Raw genomic sequence first — 18,269 nt, forward strand, 5'->3', positions numbered from 1 at the left:
GCTAACATAATGGCTCTTCAACCTTAGCAAATAGCCCATGCCCCAAGTCCAGATCTTATTTCACGCAAGACGCCTCCATAAAGAAACGCTTACTAATAGGAAGTACCAAGAAACCCTACAAAAGATTATCTCGGGCACCCATCCTCAGATTGAGTGGCTGGAAAACGCGCACTATGAAGGCCAACGCGTGGGCAGTGCCCGTATCGACCGTGTGCAACAGGGACAAAGGCTTATTTTTACCTACCTTCGCAACGCCCAAGGCAAGCGATGCCTCTTCATTTTGGGTGAAACCCATCACAACTATCATCAGGTAGAACGGTGGTTAACCACAACCGGCATCACCAGCATTGGCAGCATGATGGTAAATGCCGGAATGGTGGATGAGCACTTCATCGATGTCCTCGAGGAACAACCCGTTGCAGCACCACAAGAACGCCCACATCTTGCTTTTTTGGATGAATCGCAACAACAAGCCCTAGCCCCCAGCTCAAGCCCACTGATGTTCTTAGGTCCTGCCGGGGCAGGCAAAACCTTAGTTTTAGAAACCTTCATGGGCAACCACCTGCATGAAGTTGAAGCCGACACGCAACAAGCCAGCTCCAGTACCGATTCCAATGCCAGCGTGTTTGTTTCGCAATCGGAACTCTTGCTGGATTCCTTAAAGGAAGAATGCGAGGCCCCCGAAGTCCGCTTTAGCACCTGGGAACGTATGCTGGCCAACCATTTTAAAGACCAGAACAAAATACCTCACAACGAGTTTAAGCTCTGGCTCAAAAAGTACGCGCCAGGGGAAGATGCCGAACAAGTGCATTTTGAATTAAGCTTGATTGTCGCTTATGGCGATGCCGCCTATTTAGACTTACATGGGGCACGACAAACCTACTACAGTGGCAATAAAGAAAAGCAAAAACGCTGCATCGCCATTTTAAAGGCGTGGCAAGACCATTTACACACCACCTCCAGTTATGACCCGATGACCAGTCTGCCTCCACCCTCGCTGGTGAAGGCAAAAACCTATTGCGATGAAGGGCAAAACTTCCCTCCTTCCGCACTGGCATACCTCATCGAGCAAGCGCAAGCTCATCATTTCTACATTAGCTTTGACCCCGAGCAATCCCTTACCTCGCCCTTTACCTATGCCTTTGTCAAACAACGGCTCAACAGTAAAGGCTATGCCAAAATAGAACGATTGCTGGAACTTACCTGGCGTAATAGTCCAGAAGTCGTAGACGTGATTAATTTCCTGATGACACAAAAACACCACTGGGAAGGAAATCATAACAAACGCCCTTACGCTGAAATTCGTTCCGCTCAAGCCCCTGGTGGGCAAGTCTCTTGGGTAACCGATGCCTCCTTAAATGAATTAAAAAAACATGCCCAAAATGCCTCAACCGTAGTCATTGCCGAATTACCCGAAGAGCCCAAGGCACGTGAACGTGAACGACAGGAAATTATTAAACGCTTTGGTACCCATCAGATTCTCTCCGCCTCTACCGCCATTGGCATGACCTTTAAAACCGTCATTTTATGGAAACCCATATCTCTAAACCCAACCGTACGTAAGCTCCTTTCCCAAGAACTCATCGATGGCTTAACTCTAGAACAATGGATTGCTCTCAATGCCATTCAAATCGCATTGGGACGCGCACAAGACAATATCTTTATTTATGAGCCAGAACAGCACTTTAGGCTAAAAGGGGAATTATGCTTTGGCAGCAACCTACCCACCGATGGGGTCTTAAAAACCGCTCAGCTGGATGATAAAGAGGCTTGGAAGAAAAAAATTAATGAACACCTGGCTGAGGGAAATCGTGAACTCGCCATTGAACTAATGCGACATCAACTGCAGTTTACGGAAGAGCAAGTTAAACAAAAACTAGGCCTTGTTGAGGAACTCAATCCACCAGTACACGAATCAAAGCCTAAGGCAAAGAAAAGTCATCCCACCAAGCCGAAAAAAAGTACTCCAGCACCTGCTGTAGCTCAACCCAGCAAGCCTAAAGCCACACCCAAAGCAGCTCCGGCAAGTGCACCGAAAAAAGCCGCGCCTCCGATAACACCTGTCCCGAAAGCAAACTCTTTGTCTCCGCTCGAGATTATTGCCATTGTGAAGTCACTGAATGCTGTCCTTGCAGAAGGTGCTACTGACGACTCCAAGGCTGATTTAAAAACCAATTTAGAAAAACTGCTTAGCTATCCCCAGGCGATGCGGTATTTGTTTTATGCGTCAAACTCAACTAATTGCTTGGCCATGCGATTATTGTTGAGCAATGATGAATACCGACACATCCTTTTTAGCTGCTTACGAAGCAATAATGTCTTAGAGAATTTAATGGATTACCCAGAGGAGCGAACAGCGTTTATTAATTTTCTTGCTCAAAGTGAAGAAGGTATTCTGTTTTTTAATGAATATCTCGAAAAAACCGTCTTATTAGAAACCCCTTCAGATAAGACTTATTGCTCTTTTTTATATAAATTAACTTCGTCGAATATTGGACAAAGCGTTTTGAACCAATGGATTGAAAATAATCTTCAATTAGCCAAAGGCATTAGCCCCAAAGTTTTATATTCGCCACACTCAGCCAAAACAGGACCAAGCACGAACACATCACCTTTATATTGGTTTACTTGCTCTTCTGTTGGAAGAAAAACACTACGTCTATTATTGGAAATAAATCCTGATTTAATTACTGCAATCACTGGGAAGATCTTATGTTTGGCGCTCACACCTGGACCATGGTGGGCACACGATAATACTTCACCGTTGTATTGGCTTCTATCGTCTGAGGATGGTCAACAAATCCTGAAACTATTATTGGAAAAGAATCCACAATTGGCTTCAGAAATCACAGGCAACGATCTATGTTTATCGCGAACAAAACCAGGCCCCAATAAAAATCTTTCTCTTTTATACCTTTTGACCAACTCTCATGAAGGGCAAAAAATATTTAATCTGTTACTGGAAAAAAATCCTCAAATAGCCACAGAGATATCCGTCCAAACTTTATGTTTAGCACTCACTACTACAGCAGGAAAATACGCCAACACATCTCCTTTATATTGGCTTATTTTAACTGGGTTAAAAACACTAACATTATTACTGCAAAAGAAACCTGCTTTGATAAAAGAAATCAGTGGTAAAGCGTTATGTCTAGCACGCCCAGAAGAGGCGGGGCCTGAAGAAAATACATCTCCATTATATTGCCTCAGCTATTCTAGTGAAGGGCGAAAAGTTCTATGGCTATTACTGGAAAAAAATCCTAAATTAGCCAAAGAAATTAATGGTAAATCCCTATGCTTAGCGCTCACATCAAAGTCCAGCGCTGATGAAAACACATCCCCCTTATCCTGTCTTAGCTCTTCTATAGATGGACAGAAAGTGCTCCATCAACTACTCGAAAAAAATACTAAGTTAGCCATGGAAATCACTGCCTCTGACTTATGTTTGATATACCCTGAATCAGAAGGGATTTATGGAAATGACTCCCCTTTCTATTGGCTTTCTACTTCGGAGATAGGCTGTACTATTTTAAGTCAATTGTTTCATAGGAATCCTGACTTAGCCAAAGGAATTACTATGGAAAGTCTCTCCTTAAAAGTAAATGCGAGAACAGCCTTGTCTCATTTTGCGGAGACAACTTATGGTCGTGATTTACTACAGCGCTTAGCAAAACTTAATCCGACATTAGCACCAATTATAGAGGAAACATTAACAATAAAGAATCAAGTTCACTTAGGCCTTTTTTCTTCACCTACGTTAACAGTTGTAACTGATGAGAACATGAAGCAAGGACTAGGCATGATGAATCGATAAGAGGCAAACTCTTATACTGATTTATGAGATTTGCGTTAATTTTTGAAATAAAGCATTTAATAGATCTATTTGGCGCAGTTGAGGCCCCTCTCAAAAGTATGCCTCTTTTTTATCGCGGCTGCCCAAATTTATGTAAGTTGTTTTTTTTATTAGAAAAATTGACAAAATAAAAGGCATCGCGATACACTCCCGCCCCCTAAAGATAAATACTTGGTCACAAAAAGCGAAATCAACATTGAAATAAGGTTTCTCTTGTTGACTCCATCAAAATTTTTTAGAAATTAGATTTTGATAGGGAAATGTAAATTTTAACTGAAAGGATATCATGACTTTGCAACCGCTTAATCTACTTGAAACCGCCCAAGAATGCCCCTCATTATTGGAGATATTTTCTGTTGAAGAATTAAGTAACCTATTTAGTTCCTGCCACGATTGGCAAAATCACATCAAAGAACAATATCACGATTCCTGGCTTTTAACCGCGATTAATCCAAATGCAGAAGTACCCTATGAAATTGACGATCCGGTACTGAGAAAAACAGAACAAGGACATTTAGCTAATTACCTCCATCAGCTCAATAGCCTTAAGTTACCTCTTGAACGACTCCCATGGTTAACTAATCATGCGACACAATTTATTGAGTGGATGGAGCAATGTACCTATTTAAACCACTACGCCCTAATTAATGAATTACTCCAGCTTGTACGCAAAGCCCCCCAGAGAGATACGCTTACACAGAAGATATTTTCCAGTCCCTGGTGCCAGGAATTTACTCTAAACTCTCCGTGGATGCTCCAGGAACAAACAGATTTTGCAGTTCCCTTTTATTGGTTACTCACTAAATACAATCAAATAGATTTACTGGAAAAGCTTAGATCCCTGGAACCGCAAACCCCTATTGACGTAAATGCAGCACCAAATGCCCTCAATCACCCTGACCATGGAATTACTCCAGCTTGGTGGCTCGCTAAATACAATAAAATCGAGTTACTGGATGAACTTAGAGCCAAGAATCCTCAAATAGCCATTGATTTAGATGCAGCACCAACTAATCCTGCTCATCCATGCTATGGAATCACTCTAGCTTGGTGGCTTGTTGCAAATAAACAAATTGACTTCCTGAAACATCTGATAGCCCTGCAACCCCAAACACTCATTGATGTTAGTGTAGCGCCAATTCAAAAAGATGGTGAATACCATGGCATCCCCGTGGCTTGGTGGCTTGCTTCAACTGATCTTGATTTGCTGGAAGACCTTATAGACCAGCAACCTCACGCAACCCTTGATTTAAATGCATCTCCACCTGATCCTCATAACATAGACCACGGCGTATCCTTAGGATGGATGCTTGCCGGAAACAATGAAATTGACTTACTGCAAACACTTAGGGAACGTAATCCCGAAACCGTCCTTAACTTAAATGCAGAACCAACTCATCCCAACCATGTATATCATGGGATTACTCTAGCTTGGTGGCTTGCCAAACATAATCAAATCGATTTATTAACCGCGCTCATAGCCCAGCAACCACAAGCAAACATTGATTTAAATGCAACCCCCACTAATCCTCATACTGAAGACTATGGGATCACTTTGGCCTGGTGGCTTGCCAAACACGGTCAAATTGAGTTACTGGAGGCGATCAAAGCCCAACAACCACAAACAGCGATTGATTTTAATGCAGCCCCTATCCATCCCGGTAATGAACATTGTGGTATCACCCTAAAGCAAATGCTTGATGACAAGCAATTAGCTGCATTGTCTTCTTCCTATCTAACCACCTTTTCTTTTTTCAATACCTCAACGAATAACACGAGTAATAATTCAAATACTCATAAGCCTGACTCTGAAGATACAGAAATGAGCCCGAGAAATTAACCAAAGAAAAAATTCGTGGTAGCGGCTTGTCCACGATGCGTCAAGCATTAAGATCGATTTTGCTCAAGCAGAAACTGCATTTAAAAATAGGGGTGCCTTCCACTCTCCAGAAATGGATGAGGTCAAAAATCAGTTTGCTGAATTTCTACAACAATTTAATTTTACAGTCCCTAAAACACCGGTCATTGCGAATATAAATGCCATGCCGTACAAGGAAGGCAGTGTTCATCACAATTTAACAGAACAAATAAACCATCCTGTACGTTGGACCCAGGGAGTGGAATACTTGCTAGACCTTGGAGAACATGATTTCGAAGAAATTGGTCCTGGCGTGGTATTGCGCGGTTTGATTAATCGAATTAAAAACAATCAATAAATTATATCTCCCTACCCTACAAAATAATGTCATTCCTACACAATCGGGAATGACTCAATCCAAACAAATGCCCACAAAAGTCTATAATTTATATATTATGATCAATATATGGACATATCTATTAATCTATAAAGTGAGACTTATGATGAAAACTTTATATGAACCAACTGGAAACGGAAGCGCACGCCAACCTAAACTACACAGTACTATTTGTCGTTGTACTTTATGTATGAAAAGTAAAATACCTGATCTGATTGCACAAGACCATACCCAAGGGTTAAAAGCGACTATGGTTGATAGAAGAGATCCTGATGTAGAAGACAGTAAACCGTTAATGAAAGCAACCCAAGCCCATGCCATTCTTAAAGCAGGAACGACAATAAATATGCTGGAAGCAACAGGAATTTCTGAGGAGCAATTGCCTGATCGAAGCGGCAATATCAGAATAACTCCTCCTCAAGAGTTAACAATAAAAGCAGCGTGGAAAAACAAAAGTGAAGAAACGGCCAAAAGCGGGCGCAATGCCAGTGTTTTTGGTAATTTAGGCGTATTGTTAATCCCTCCCAGCGTGAAAACCATTGATATTCCCAAAATGAATGCACTGGCGGTACCTTCATCCTTCTTAGAAAAATACGGCGCAGAACTCATTCCGCTGGGCAAACCCTTTACCTTAGATGCGGTAGAAGATGAGGAATTAGAAAATCTTTACCTGGTTCAATATGACTGGGATCCAGACTACATTCAAAACTATGTAATGAAACTCCAAGGGGGAGGTGGTTTATTTGTGGAAACTCACCCATTCCCTCATGTATTCACACCCTTATCTCCTGACTGTAAAGGCGCATTAATTTTAGGCGTTGACCGACATGATGGTACTTTTGATTTTGCTTCCTTTGAAATACCCTTTGGTTATACCATGAAAATTGGCAGTAATGTGATTCATGGAGACTCCTTCTTTGTTGGCCCTTATGCCATAGCCCTAACCGAAACTGAACTAGCTGACTCGGTAATTTTGAAACAAGAAACTCCCACACGTGATGTACAGCATGTAATTCAAACCTCCACTCCTCTATTCTCGTTACCCTTATTAATGGAGCATCGATTATCCTCTGAAGTTAATGAGCGAATGCAAAAATTGAATAATGAGTTAATGGTTAAGAAAATTCGCCATGAAGGTGCAACAGGAAAAGGGCTTAGTTTCTTCCAGCATTTACCAGGAGATGTACTATCTGAGGTCCGTGATTTATCCGCTGAAGCACAAGAAGCTTATGATCAACGATATGGATTGGTGACTTACATGCCGAAGTAACGGCAAACGTAGGCTGGGCTGTCAAGCCAAAAAACTCAGTTTTGTGCTACAACCAAATGCTGGGCTTAACAGCCAAGCCTACACCTACTTATATCCAATAACCTTCGCCCCAACGCATGCGTGTACGGTCTTAAAAGTTAAAACCATTAATTCTCATCCTCATCCTTTGGAGGTGGAGGTACTAACTTCTTAACTAACTGGTCAGCTTCTTTCAACTCCTGCTCAGATAATTTACCTTTTAGCCCCTTCACCTCTTTAAGCGCAGGGGGATATTTACCATCAGCTGCCAACTTATACCATGCATAAGCAGTAACCCAGTTTTTTTCTACCCCAAGGCCTGCCAGATAGAGATAACCTAATTTAGCTTGCCCCATAGGATTCCCTTGAGCCGCAGCCTTAGTAAACCAATAAGCAGCTTGTTCGTAATCCTTATCAGTTCCAGTTCCAGTCAATAATAATTGCCCTAATTGAGCCTGAGCATCCGCCTCTCCCGCCTGGGCTGCAATTTGGTACCAATAAACCGCTTTTTGTGGATCTGCATCAACACCTAGCCCATTTAGATAATAATAGGCTAAATAGTCTGCTGCTTTAGGATGATTTTGATTAGCCGCCTGGGAGAACCAATAAAAAGCGGAGCTATCGTCCGCTGCAACCCCTGGTTGCTGACCAGTATAAAGTAAGCCTAAACTATACTCCGCTCGCGCATCGCCCTGTTCTCCTGCCTTTTTATACCAATAAAGAGCCTGATTCACATTTTTCTCAGTACCAATACCCATGATGTAGGAATAGGCAAGATTGACTTGGGCTTTGACATAACCTTGCTGTGCGGATTTTTTAAACCATAGCAATGCACTTTTGGGGTTCTGTTTAACACCATCTCCCGTAGAATACATTAATCCTACGTTACGTTGTGCCACAGGGTTATTTTGCTGAGCAGCTTTCATATACCATTTGAACGCCTCATCAAAATTCTGCTTAACTCCCTCACCCAAATCATACATAAACCCCAAGCTTAATTGGGCTAAAGCATAATTTTTATCAGCTGATTTTTGGTACCATGTTAATGCTTCGGCGGGATCTTTATTGATACCTTGTCCATATTGGAACATACGCCCGACCAAATACATAGCTTCAACATTACCTTCCCGAGCAGCTTTCATCAAATGAGGGTACGCAGTGGTATAGTCTCCATTTTCAAAAGCTGTAAAACCAACAATCTCATCTGCATACGCAACGTTTACCATTAATAAAATTGCGAAAATTAGATTGCGCATACCGACTCCATTCATGTCCTTATATTAAAATAGTAGAATATTGAACCAACAAAGCAAGTATTTATACTCACTAATAGTTTGTTCGCAATGAAGGCGGCAGAATTTAAGTGGATGAGTCGTTACTTAACATCGCTTCGTCACTACATGCTTCGCAATGTTAAATTAAAAGATAGTGCCCAAATAAAATACCCCGTCATTGCGAAGAATGTAGTGACGAAGCAATCCAGAAGTATGGGGCACAAAACCCTGGACTGCTTCACTGTGTTCGCAATGATGGTAGGATTTTAAATTGAAGGATGGCACTCAAATAGTGCCTCGCCATTGCAAGGAACGTAGTGACGAAGCAATCCAGGAATATGGAGCACAGAACCCTGGTTGCTTCACTGCATTCGCAACGACGACTGTTTTTGTATAACTATCCTGAACGCATTTATTCAAGAAAAACTTTTTCCCTTATTTCCCTGCAAGCATCATTTTTCCAATTAGTATCGAACCACAACGTGTTGCGATATTCGGATTAATATCATTACCCACCGCCAAAATAGACTGGAACATTTCCTTCAAGTTCCCGGCAATAGTAATTTCATCTACTGGAAATTGAATTTCACCATTCTCGACCCAATAACCACTGGCACCACGTGAATAGTCACCAGTAACACCATTCACCCCTTGGCCCATTAATTCAGTAACCAATAAACCCGTTCCCATTTTTTTCAATAAATCAGAAAGATCACCCGCAGTAGGATCAATAGTTAAATTATGAACGCCATCAGCATTTGCAGTGGTTTTTAATCCCAAACGACGTGCAGAATAACTTCCCAACACATACTGCTTGACTCGCCCCTTTTCAATAATGTGATTTGGACGAGTTGGAACCCCTTCCGCATCAAAAGGTGAACTTCCTAGAGCTCCTGGCAAATGCGGTTGTTCATACACATTGATAAACTCTGGAAAAATTTGCTGATCAATAGAATCTAATAAGAATGTATTTTTGCGATATAAATTAGAACCGCTAAGCGCATTAATTAAACTGCCAAATAAGCCACTGGAAACACGAGAGGAAAAAATAACTGGTACTGTTTGCGTTTCCACCTGCTTTGCACCTAAACGACTTAAAGCACGTTCTACCGCATTTTTTGCAATATGATGTGGGTCGATAAGATCTTTCGCATTACGCACGGTGGTGTAATCATAGTCTCGTTGCATTTCCTCGCCATCTGCAGCAATCAGCGAACAACTTAAGCTATGACGCGTGGTGTGAATAAAGCCTGAACCACCATTGGTATTCGCAAAACCATGATGTGACTCATAACTGGAAACATTCACCCCATCAGAATTAGTAATGCGCTTATCTAAAGATAAAGCGTGCGATTCGCATTTCATCGCTAATTCAATGGCTCGCTCTGGACTAATATCCCAAGGATGATATAAATCTAAATCTGGATATTCTGTAGTCATTAACTCTTTATCAGCCAAACCAAAACAAGGATCTTCGGCACTAACTCGAGCAATATCACAAGCAGCCTTTACCATAGCTTCTAATGCAGCAGGTGAAATATCAGTACTACTTGCCCCACCTTTACGCTGACCAATATAAACAGTTAAACCAACACCTTTATCTTCGCTAAAAGCAACAGTTTCTACTGCCCCCATGCGCACATCGACCGAAAAACCGCGATCGTTATTCACTGCCACCGCAGCATCCGTTGCGCCCTCTTTTTTAGCAAGCTCCAGCACATCATTCATCAATTGAGTTAATTCTATTGTTGACTTATGTACTTCAGTATTGTTATGTTGCGTTCTAATTTGCATAAAAAATTCCATGGTGTTGAATCGATGCAAATAAGGATACAATAACATGTCTTCGCAAACCAATAATTATGCTGAAAACAAATCAATTTTGTTTTATTTGCTGTTTTTTCTGGTCAGTCTGTTGACTCCAGTTTACGCTTATTCAGCTGGAAATTGGCGCGAACTAAGCCCTGGTATTGAGTATCAAGACCTTGCAGGGGGCTTGCTCGCGCCCTGGTCTCATATTTATGCATTTCGCATCGACCTTAATAAAAATAAGCTGGCAATCGTCAGCGCCAAATCTTTAGCGCTAAAGAATGCATCAGCCGATCAATTTGCTGAACACAGCCAAGCCCTACTTAGTATTAATGGTGGTTTTTTTGATCATAAATTTAATCCTCTTGGGCTAAGAATTAATAATTATCGACAAGAAAATCCTCTCAAACGCATTAGCTGGTGGGGAGTTTTCTACGTAAAAAATAACAAAGCTCATATCTCTAGCCTTAATCGTTTTAATCAAGATAATGACATTAGCTTTGCTATGCAGAGTGGTCCTCGATTACTGATTAAAGGCAAAATCCCTTCACTAAAACCAGGAGAGGCAGATCGCTCCGCCTTAGGCATCACTGCCAAAGGCAAAGTTATTATTCTGGTTTCAACTAATGCCACCATGTCCACCAACAAATTAGCTCGTTTGCTAAAAGCCCCTCCGTTATCTTGTGTTGATGCCATCAACCTCGACGGAGGAAGTTCAAGCCAGCTTTATGCTCATATTGGCTCATTTCAACTCAACGTTCATAGTTTTTCGAATGTTAGTGATGCAATTATTGTAAAAAAAGCATAGAATCGCCGCCCTTGTGTAAGATCGTAGCCTGGATGGAGCGAAGCGCAATCCGGGATCTGCGTCGATCCTGATTACGTCAGGGGTAAATTGGTGCACGAATAAAAAAATATAAAAACACACAAGTTATCCACAATATACTCCCAATTTATTCTATTGACCCCTACACGAAAACACATTATCTTGTATCTAAGGCGCGAAAAACATCTACATATTGGGTTTTCTGCTATAATCTAATTAATAGTGGATAAAATTCGCTCGACAACTGATAACAACCATACGAGGTGGAGAAAAAATGTCCGCAATTCTTGATCCGGTAAATGATGTGCCGCTAACGAGTCAACTGGAATTGACAGCTAATACTCCAGGTGTGCTTAAAACAATTAAACGCAACGGCAAAGTCGTGAATTACGATGACTCTAAAATTAAGGTTGCAATTACCAAAGCCTTTATTGCCAATGAAGGCGGTACAGCTCCTACTTCGGATCGCATTCATGAACAGATCGAAGAATTAACTCGTCAAATCACTCAAGCGTTTAAACGCCGCTTACCTACTGGTGGTGCAATTCATATTGAAGACATTCAGGATCAGGTTGAATTAGCGCTAATGCGCAGTGGTCATTACAAAGTTGCTCGTGCGTATGTACTTTATCGTGAAGAACATCGCCTTGCGCGCCAAACAGAAATAAAACAACAAGCAAGCGACAGCAAAACACTATTAATTACTATGCCTGATGGTGAGTTAAGACCATTAGACATGGAACGTGTAAACACTATTGTTACGGAATCATGTCGTGATCTCGCCAATGTTACTGTAGAACCAGTAATCAAAGATGCTATGCGCAATCTTTATAATCAAGCTAAGTTCGAAGACGTGCACAAAGCCTTAATTATGGCTGCTCGTACACTCATTGAAAAAGAACCCAACTACACCTATGTAAGTGCTCGTTTGTTATTAGACACCTTACGTATGGAGGCTCTTGGCAAATTAAACATTAAAGCAGATGCTACCTTTGATGAAATGACAGGCCTTTATCCAGCCTACTTCAAAAACTATATTAGTCATGGTATTCATCAAGGCTTACTTGATGCCAAAATGGCTGATTTCGACTTAGATAAATTAGGTAAAGCCTTATTACCACAACGTGATATGCAATTTACCTACTTAAGTCTACAAACATTATATGACCGCTATTTCCTACATGATCAAGGTGTGCGTTATGAATTGCCTCAAGCATTCTTCATGCGCGTTGCCATGGGTCTTGCTATGCGTGAAAAAAATAAAGAAGAAAAAGCAATTGAGTTCTACTTATTAATTTCCTCTTTTGACTACATGTCCTCTACACCAACCCTGTTTAACTCCGGTACTGTTCGCCCACAATTATCCAGCTGTTATTTAACTACAGTACCGGATCATTTAGATGGTATTTACAGCGCAATTAAAGACAATGCCCTACTTTCAAAATTCGCAGGCGGATTGGGTAACGACTGGACTCCAGTACGTGCTATGGGTTCACACATTAAAGGTACCAATGGTAAATCCCAAGGTGTTGTACCTTTCTTAAACGTTGCCGATGCTACAGCCGTTGCTGTAAACCAAGGTGGTAAGCGTAAAGGTGCTGTATGTGCGTACTTAGAATGCTGGCATAAAGACGTAGAAGAATTCCTCGACTTAAGAAAAAATACTGGAGATGACCGCCGCCGTACTCATGATATGAATACCGCAATTTGGATTCCAGATTTATTCATGATCCGTGTTCGTGAAGAAGGGGAATGGACTTTATTCTCTCCTGATGAAGTACCCGAGCTGCACGATTGCTACGGGAAAGAGTTTGAAGCTCTATATAAAGAATACGAAGCCAAAGCACGTCAAGGCATCATCAAAAATTGCAAAACGCTTCCTGCAGTGAAGTTATGGCGCAGAATGCTTTCCATGCTGTTTGAAACAGGCCATCCATGGATGACATTTAAAGATCCATGTAACTTACGTTCACCACAGCAACATGCTGGTGTGGTTCACAGTTCAAACCTATGTACTGAAATTACACTCAACACCTCTGAAGAAGAAATTGCAGTATGTAACCTAGGTAGCGTTAACTTACCAGCACACATTAAGAATGGTCAGCTGGATAAAGAGAAGTTAAAACGTACGATTACCACTGCGATCCGTATGTTGGATAACGTAATTGATATTAACTACTATTCTGTACCACAGGCACGTAACTCAAACTTACAACACAGACCAATTGGTTTAGGTTTAATGGGCTTCCAGGATGCCTTGTATGAGTTGAAAATTGATTACGCATCTCAAGCAGCCGTTGAATTTGCTGACTCCTCTATGGAATTAATCAGCTACTATGCAATTGAAGCTTCTTGTGACTTAGCGAAAGAACGGGGCAGCTACTCAAGTTATGAGGGTTCACTATGGAGTAAAGGAATTCTACCAATTGACTCCATTAACTTATTGCAACAAGCGCGCAGCAAATACCTAGAGCAAGACCGTTCGCAACGTTTGGATTGGGAATCATTACGTATTAAAGTGCGTACTCAAGGTATGCGTAACTCAAATGTGATGGCAATCGCTCCTACTGCTACTATTTCCAACATTTGCGGTGTAGCACAATCTATTGAGCCTACGTACCAAAACTTGTATGTAAAATCAAACCTCTCAGGAGAGTTTACTGTAATTAACCCATATCTGGTTGCTGACTTAAAAGCACTTGATCTCTGGGATGAAGTAATGGTTAATGACCTAAAATACTTCAATGGTAGCGTACAACCAATCAGCCGTATTCCTGCTGAATTGAAAGCACGTTATGCCACTTCATTTGAAATTGACCCCATGTGGTTAGTTGATGCAGCTTCACGTCGCCAGAAATGGATCGACCAAGCGCAATCACTCAATATCTACATGGCTCAGCCTTCCGGTAAGAAACTGGATCAACTGTACATGCATGCTTGGATACGTGGATTAAAAACTACTTATTATTTACGTAGTTTAGGAGCAACAAATGCTGAAAAATCCACCATCACTGATGGCGCATTAAATGCGGTTAAAATTATCAGCGAAGAAGCGCCAAAAGTATGTTCCATACTTGATCCAGACTGTGAAGCCTGCCAATAATTAGGAGAATATGAATGCAAAATCTAGATACACAAAAAACAACTCCTAGCGTGGGTGCAACGGGTTATGAGTCTCTTGAAATGGGTGCTGCACGCATCCATGTAGATGACAAGCAAATTATCAATTGCCGTGCAGATTTAAACCAGCTGGTCCCATTTAAATATAAATGGGCCTGGGATAAGTATCTTGCGGCTTGTGCAAACCATTGGATGCCCAATGAAATTAACATGAGCGCTGACGTAGCTCTGTGGAAAGATCCTAATGGTCTTACCGAAGATGAGCGTATGATTATCAAACGTAATCTAGGATTTTTCTCTACAGCAGATTCATTAGTTGCAAATAACCTGGTGTTGGCAGTATATCGACATATCACTAACCCAGAATGCCGCCAATATCTGTTGCGTCAAGCCTTCGAAGAGGCATTACACACGCATGCTTATCAATACATTATTGAAAGCTTAGGCCTTGATGAAGCTGAAGTCTTCAACATGTATCGTGAAATTCCATCGGTGGCAACAAAAGCCTCTTGGGCTCTACCCTTTACCCAAAGTTTAGGGGATGAAACATTCCATACTGGAACAGTTGAAAATGATCAACGTTTACTAAGAGACTTAATTGCCTTCTACGTTATTTTCGAAGGAATTTTCTTCTACGTTGGTTTTACGCAAATCCTTTCTATGGGACGTCGTAACAAAATGGTAGGAACTTCAGAACAGTTCCAATACATTTTACGTGATGAATCAATGCACATGAACTTTGGTATCGATGTGATTAACCAAATTAAAATTGAAAGTCCACATCTATGGACTCCAGAGTTCAAAGAAGAAATCATTCAACTGATTCGCCATGGCGTTGAGTTAGAATATCAATACGCTAAAGACACCATGCCACATGGTATCTTAGGCATGAACGCAGAAATGTTCGAAGAATACCTGCACTTCATTGCCAACCGTCGCTTAAGTCAAATTGGTTTACCAGAGCAATATCCTGGTGCTGAAAACCCATTCCCATGGATGAGCGAAATGTTGGATTTGAAGAAAGAGAAAAACTTCTTTGAAACCCGCGTTATTGAATATCAAGCCGGCGGTACTCTAAGCTGGGATGATGACGAGTAATTAAAACATTGTAACCTGGTTGCTTGCAACCAGGTTTTTTCTAAACCGCAACCAATCAGATTGCTAATAGCAACCTCTTTCCCTCTATTTAGACATAATTTCACACCCTTGCATAAACACAAACCAAATTAAACTTCCCTTTTACTTACACAACTGTTACATTTCTAAACGGATTAATTACAGAAGAGGTGAGAAAATGGGTAAACCGTTACGCCAACAAAATGAAACCAATAATTATTTCCTACTCCAACTCATGGCTGGAATCGGTGCAGCCACATTAGCAGCTGCCGCAATCGCAGCATTTTTTGTGCTAAAATCCGGTGCTACAGTAGCAACAGCTGCAGGCTTGGCTGCAACCAACATGATGTTTGCATCCTCATTAGTAGCAGCTACCCCCATTCTCCCAATGCTGGTTATGGGTGGAATTGGATTTGTTTTCCTCATGGCGCTGCTTAACAGTTGTAGTAGTAGTAACAATAATACAACAGTCCGAGTTGTTCCTAATAGACCATATGGCAGTTTCTGGGGCGGCTCAACTTATGACACTTGGGGCTCCTCACCAACAGTTCATGTGCATCATACTGGAAATAGTGGACCAGTACATCACCGAGGTGGGCATGTTGAGGTACACAATGGGCCAATTCATGGAAATGGACCAACCCATGTCCATCCATCCTCAAGTGGAAATGTGCATAATCACTTTCCTAGCCATGGTGGTGGAGCACGAGTAGAAGTGCATAATAATCATGGACATAATACTCATGGACATCGAATGATGTAAATCGATTACACAGCCCCCTGTTCAATGCCCGTCATTGTGAGCGTAGTGTACTAGTACCAACAGTTAGGAAGCATCACTCGGTATTATTTTCGCTACAATCACAATGACAATGACAAACTTTACATACACATAAACACGTGCACTCTACCTACAAAACCATCCCATTAACTTGGCTATCCCATAATTTTTTAAAATAGCTTTGCTCATTACGAATCAAATCATCAAATGAACCCTCTTCAATAATCGCCCCACCCTCCATAACGATAATTCGGTCCATGTGACGAATAGTAGAAAGACGATGCGCAATGGCAATCACTGTCGCATTATTTTGCTCCAGCATCGCATTAATAGATTGTTGTATTCCCTGCTCAGAAATACTATCTAAACTCGAAGTAGCCTCATCCAGTACCACAATAGGCGCATTTTTTAAAAAGGCACGCGCAATAGCAATCCGTTGACGTTGCCCGCCCGAAAGCTTAACGCCTCGTTCCCCCACCATGGTGTCGTATTTTTCCGGTAATGATTCAATGAATGAATCAATATTCGCCATTTCTGCAGCGTGTTTAATTTCCGCTAAAGTTGCATCCTCTTTTGCATAGCCAATATTTTCAGCAATCGTACGATGAAACAACATAATATCCTGAGGAATCAGTGAAATTTGCTGGCGTAAAGCATCCGAAGTGATATTTAAAATAGGCTCGCCATCAATCAGAATTTGCCCTGATGACACTTTAAAATTCTTTAATAGCAAGGCAATTAACGTAGACTTGCCCGCCCCAGAATGCCCTACCAAACCAATCTTTTCTCCTGGCTTAATGCGCAAATTCAAATTAGAAAAAACCGGAGCTGCATGCTCATAACCAAATGACACCTGTTGAAACTCAATCGCCCCTTTTTGAATTTGAAAAGCTCGCGCTTGAGCATCATCCACTGCCTCATGGGGAGTCTGCAAAATGGTAAATGATGACTTAAAATCCCCTATTTCTTTTAAGAAAGTACAAAGACCGCTCATCAAAGTCCACAAATCAAAGGAAATCGTCAGAGCAGTCAACATCACAAAAAGAAAATCACCCGTTGAAACACTACCCTGTTTACGCAGATAAATCATAAAGAAAAACACGGAAATAAGCATAAACCAATACAGTACCGAACCGACCATATTAAATTTAAAATCATATTGATAAAGCTCTATTTGGCGCGGAACAAAATCATCGGCCATAATCCCATTAATCCGCTTATATTCAGCACGTCGTTTCGCAAAATAAAATAAGGAAAAAATATTGGTAATATTATCGGAGAACGTTCCCATGACCTGATGCTTACTTTCAGCAGCTCGATTAGAAAGCGTATTCAACTTCAACGCCATAGGCAGCATAAGCACCATGACCAAGACACACCAGGCAAGCATAAAGAAAAACACACTCAGATTAACAATCATAAGTACAAAAACAGAAACCACCACCACACAAAAATGCTTACCGACTATATGATGCAAATTTGCAAAAACACTGTCATAACCATCCAAAATCCCTTTCAACTTACTAATGACCGTACCCGTTGGCGTATTTTGGAAATAATTATAAGAATGATGCTGCACATAATCATAAGCCGTAGACAACAAACGCTGCCGCGCATAAGGCTCAGCCCGCCACTCAGCAAAATCACTCAAACGCCAAAAGACATCCAGAGAAACCTGAGCCACCACGAATAAAACAATAGGAAAAAGCAAATTAGAATAAGAAGAAACATCCGCCCCTGAAAACGCATCCACCAATAACTTAAAGGAGTAATTATTAGCAAAAATATAAATAGCAGTAAAAATAGGCGCCTGTAGCATTAAGACATACCACCAGCGGTAAGGCTTAATTACTTGCCATAAGAAGTGCCAAGGAGAATGAAACGGATAGCTAATATCAGCAGACTTGCCCATAATAAAACGCTCTAAATCCAGGGTCAGCCCAGTAT

The 18,269-nt window shown here is 41.3% G+C and carries 11 protein-coding genes; 8 read left to right on the top strand and 3 right to left on the bottom strand.

Annotated elements, in window-relative coordinates; translation table 11 throughout:
• The first annotated feature begins 37 nt into the window (after nucleotides 1-37).
• The 4 genes from J2N86_RS09500 to J2N86_RS09515 all read left to right on the top strand — a co-directional run bounded on the left by J2N86_RS09500 (nucleotide 38) and on the right by J2N86_RS09515 (nucleotide 7,378).
• Nucleotides 38-3,814 (top strand): hypothetical protein, encoded by a 3,777-nt coding sequence (locus J2N86_RS09500; RefSeq protein ID WP_252579153.1) that lies wholly within the window; start codon nucleotides 38-40, stop codon nucleotides 3,812-3,814.
• A 325-nt stretch (nucleotides 3,815-4,139) separates the two neighbouring features.
• Nucleotides 4,140-5,693 (top strand): hypothetical protein, encoded by a 1,554-nt coding sequence (locus J2N86_RS09505; protein WP_252579154.1) that lies wholly within the window; start codon nucleotides 4,140-4,142, stop codon nucleotides 5,691-5,693.
• 112 nt (nucleotides 5,694-5,805) lie between these two features.
• Nucleotides 5,806-6,069, top strand: coding sequence for an ACP S-malonyltransferase (locus tag J2N86_RS09510; RefSeq protein ID WP_252579155.1), 264 nt, complete (start codon nucleotides 5,806-5,808; stop codon nucleotides 6,067-6,069).
• A gap of 142 nt (nucleotides 6,070-6,211) precedes the next feature.
• Nucleotides 6,212-7,378: a hypothetical protein gene (locus J2N86_RS09515; RefSeq protein ID WP_252579156.1), complete on the top strand. Its 1,167-nt coding sequence runs from the start codon at nucleotides 6,212-6,214 to the stop codon at nucleotides 7,376-7,378.
• Nucleotides 7,379-7,524: 146 nt separating this feature from the next.
• Here J2N86_RS09515 and J2N86_RS09520 read toward each other — a convergent pair whose 3' ends face one another.
• Nucleotides 7,525-8,652, bottom strand: coding sequence for an SEL1-like repeat protein (locus J2N86_RS09520; RefSeq protein ID WP_252579157.1), 1,128 nt, complete (start codon nucleotides 8,650-8,652; stop codon nucleotides 7,525-7,527).
• Nucleotides 8,653-9,105: 453 nt separating this feature from the next.
• Nucleotides 9,106-10,464, bottom strand: coding sequence for a metalloprotease PmbA (gene pmbA / locus J2N86_RS09525; RefSeq protein ID WP_252579158.1), 1,359 nt, complete (start codon nucleotides 10,462-10,464; stop codon nucleotides 9,106-9,108).
• 46 nt (nucleotides 10,465-10,510) lie between these two features.
• Here pmbA and J2N86_RS09530 point away from each other — a divergent pair, with 46 nt between their 5' ends.
• From J2N86_RS09530 to J2N86_RS09545, 4 genes are all read left to right on the top strand, one after another.
• Nucleotides 10,511-11,287: a phosphodiester glycosidase family protein gene (locus J2N86_RS09530; protein WP_252579159.1), complete on the top strand. Its 777-nt coding sequence runs from the start codon at nucleotides 10,511-10,513 to the stop codon at nucleotides 11,285-11,287.
• 292 nt (nucleotides 11,288-11,579) lie between these two features.
• The gene (locus J2N86_RS09535; RefSeq protein WP_252579160.1) at nucleotides 11,580-14,408 is read left to right on the top strand and encodes a ribonucleoside-diphosphate reductase subunit alpha; all 2,829 of its coding nucleotides are present in this window, start codon (nucleotides 11,580-11,582) and stop codon (nucleotides 14,406-14,408) included.
• A gap of 14 nt (nucleotides 14,409-14,422) precedes the next feature.
• Nucleotides 14,423-15,523 (top strand): ribonucleotide-diphosphate reductase subunit beta, encoded by a 1,101-nt coding sequence (locus tag J2N86_RS09540; RefSeq protein ID WP_252579161.1) that lies wholly within the window; start codon nucleotides 14,423-14,425, stop codon nucleotides 15,521-15,523.
• Nucleotides 15,524-15,719: 196 nt separating this feature from the next.
• On the top strand, nucleotides 15,720-16,304 hold the full coding sequence (locus tag J2N86_RS09545) for a hypothetical protein (RefSeq protein ID WP_252579162.1): 585 nt from the start codon (nucleotides 15,720-15,722) through the stop codon (nucleotides 16,302-16,304).
• 148 nt (nucleotides 16,305-16,452) lie between these two features.
• On the opposite strand, the gene J2N86_RS09550 is transcribed toward J2N86_RS09545, so the two are convergent.
• Nucleotides 16,453-18,234: an ABC transporter ATP-binding protein gene (locus tag J2N86_RS09550; protein ID WP_252579163.1), complete on the bottom strand. Its 1,782-nt coding sequence runs from the start codon at nucleotides 18,232-18,234 to the stop codon at nucleotides 16,453-16,455.
• Nucleotides 18,235-18,269: the final 35 nt, after the last annotated feature.

This window comes from Legionella lytica (assembly GCF_023921225.1).
In the GTDB taxonomy this organism is placed as follows: domain Bacteria; phylum Pseudomonadota; class Gammaproteobacteria; order Legionellales; family Legionellaceae; genus Legionella; species Legionella lytica.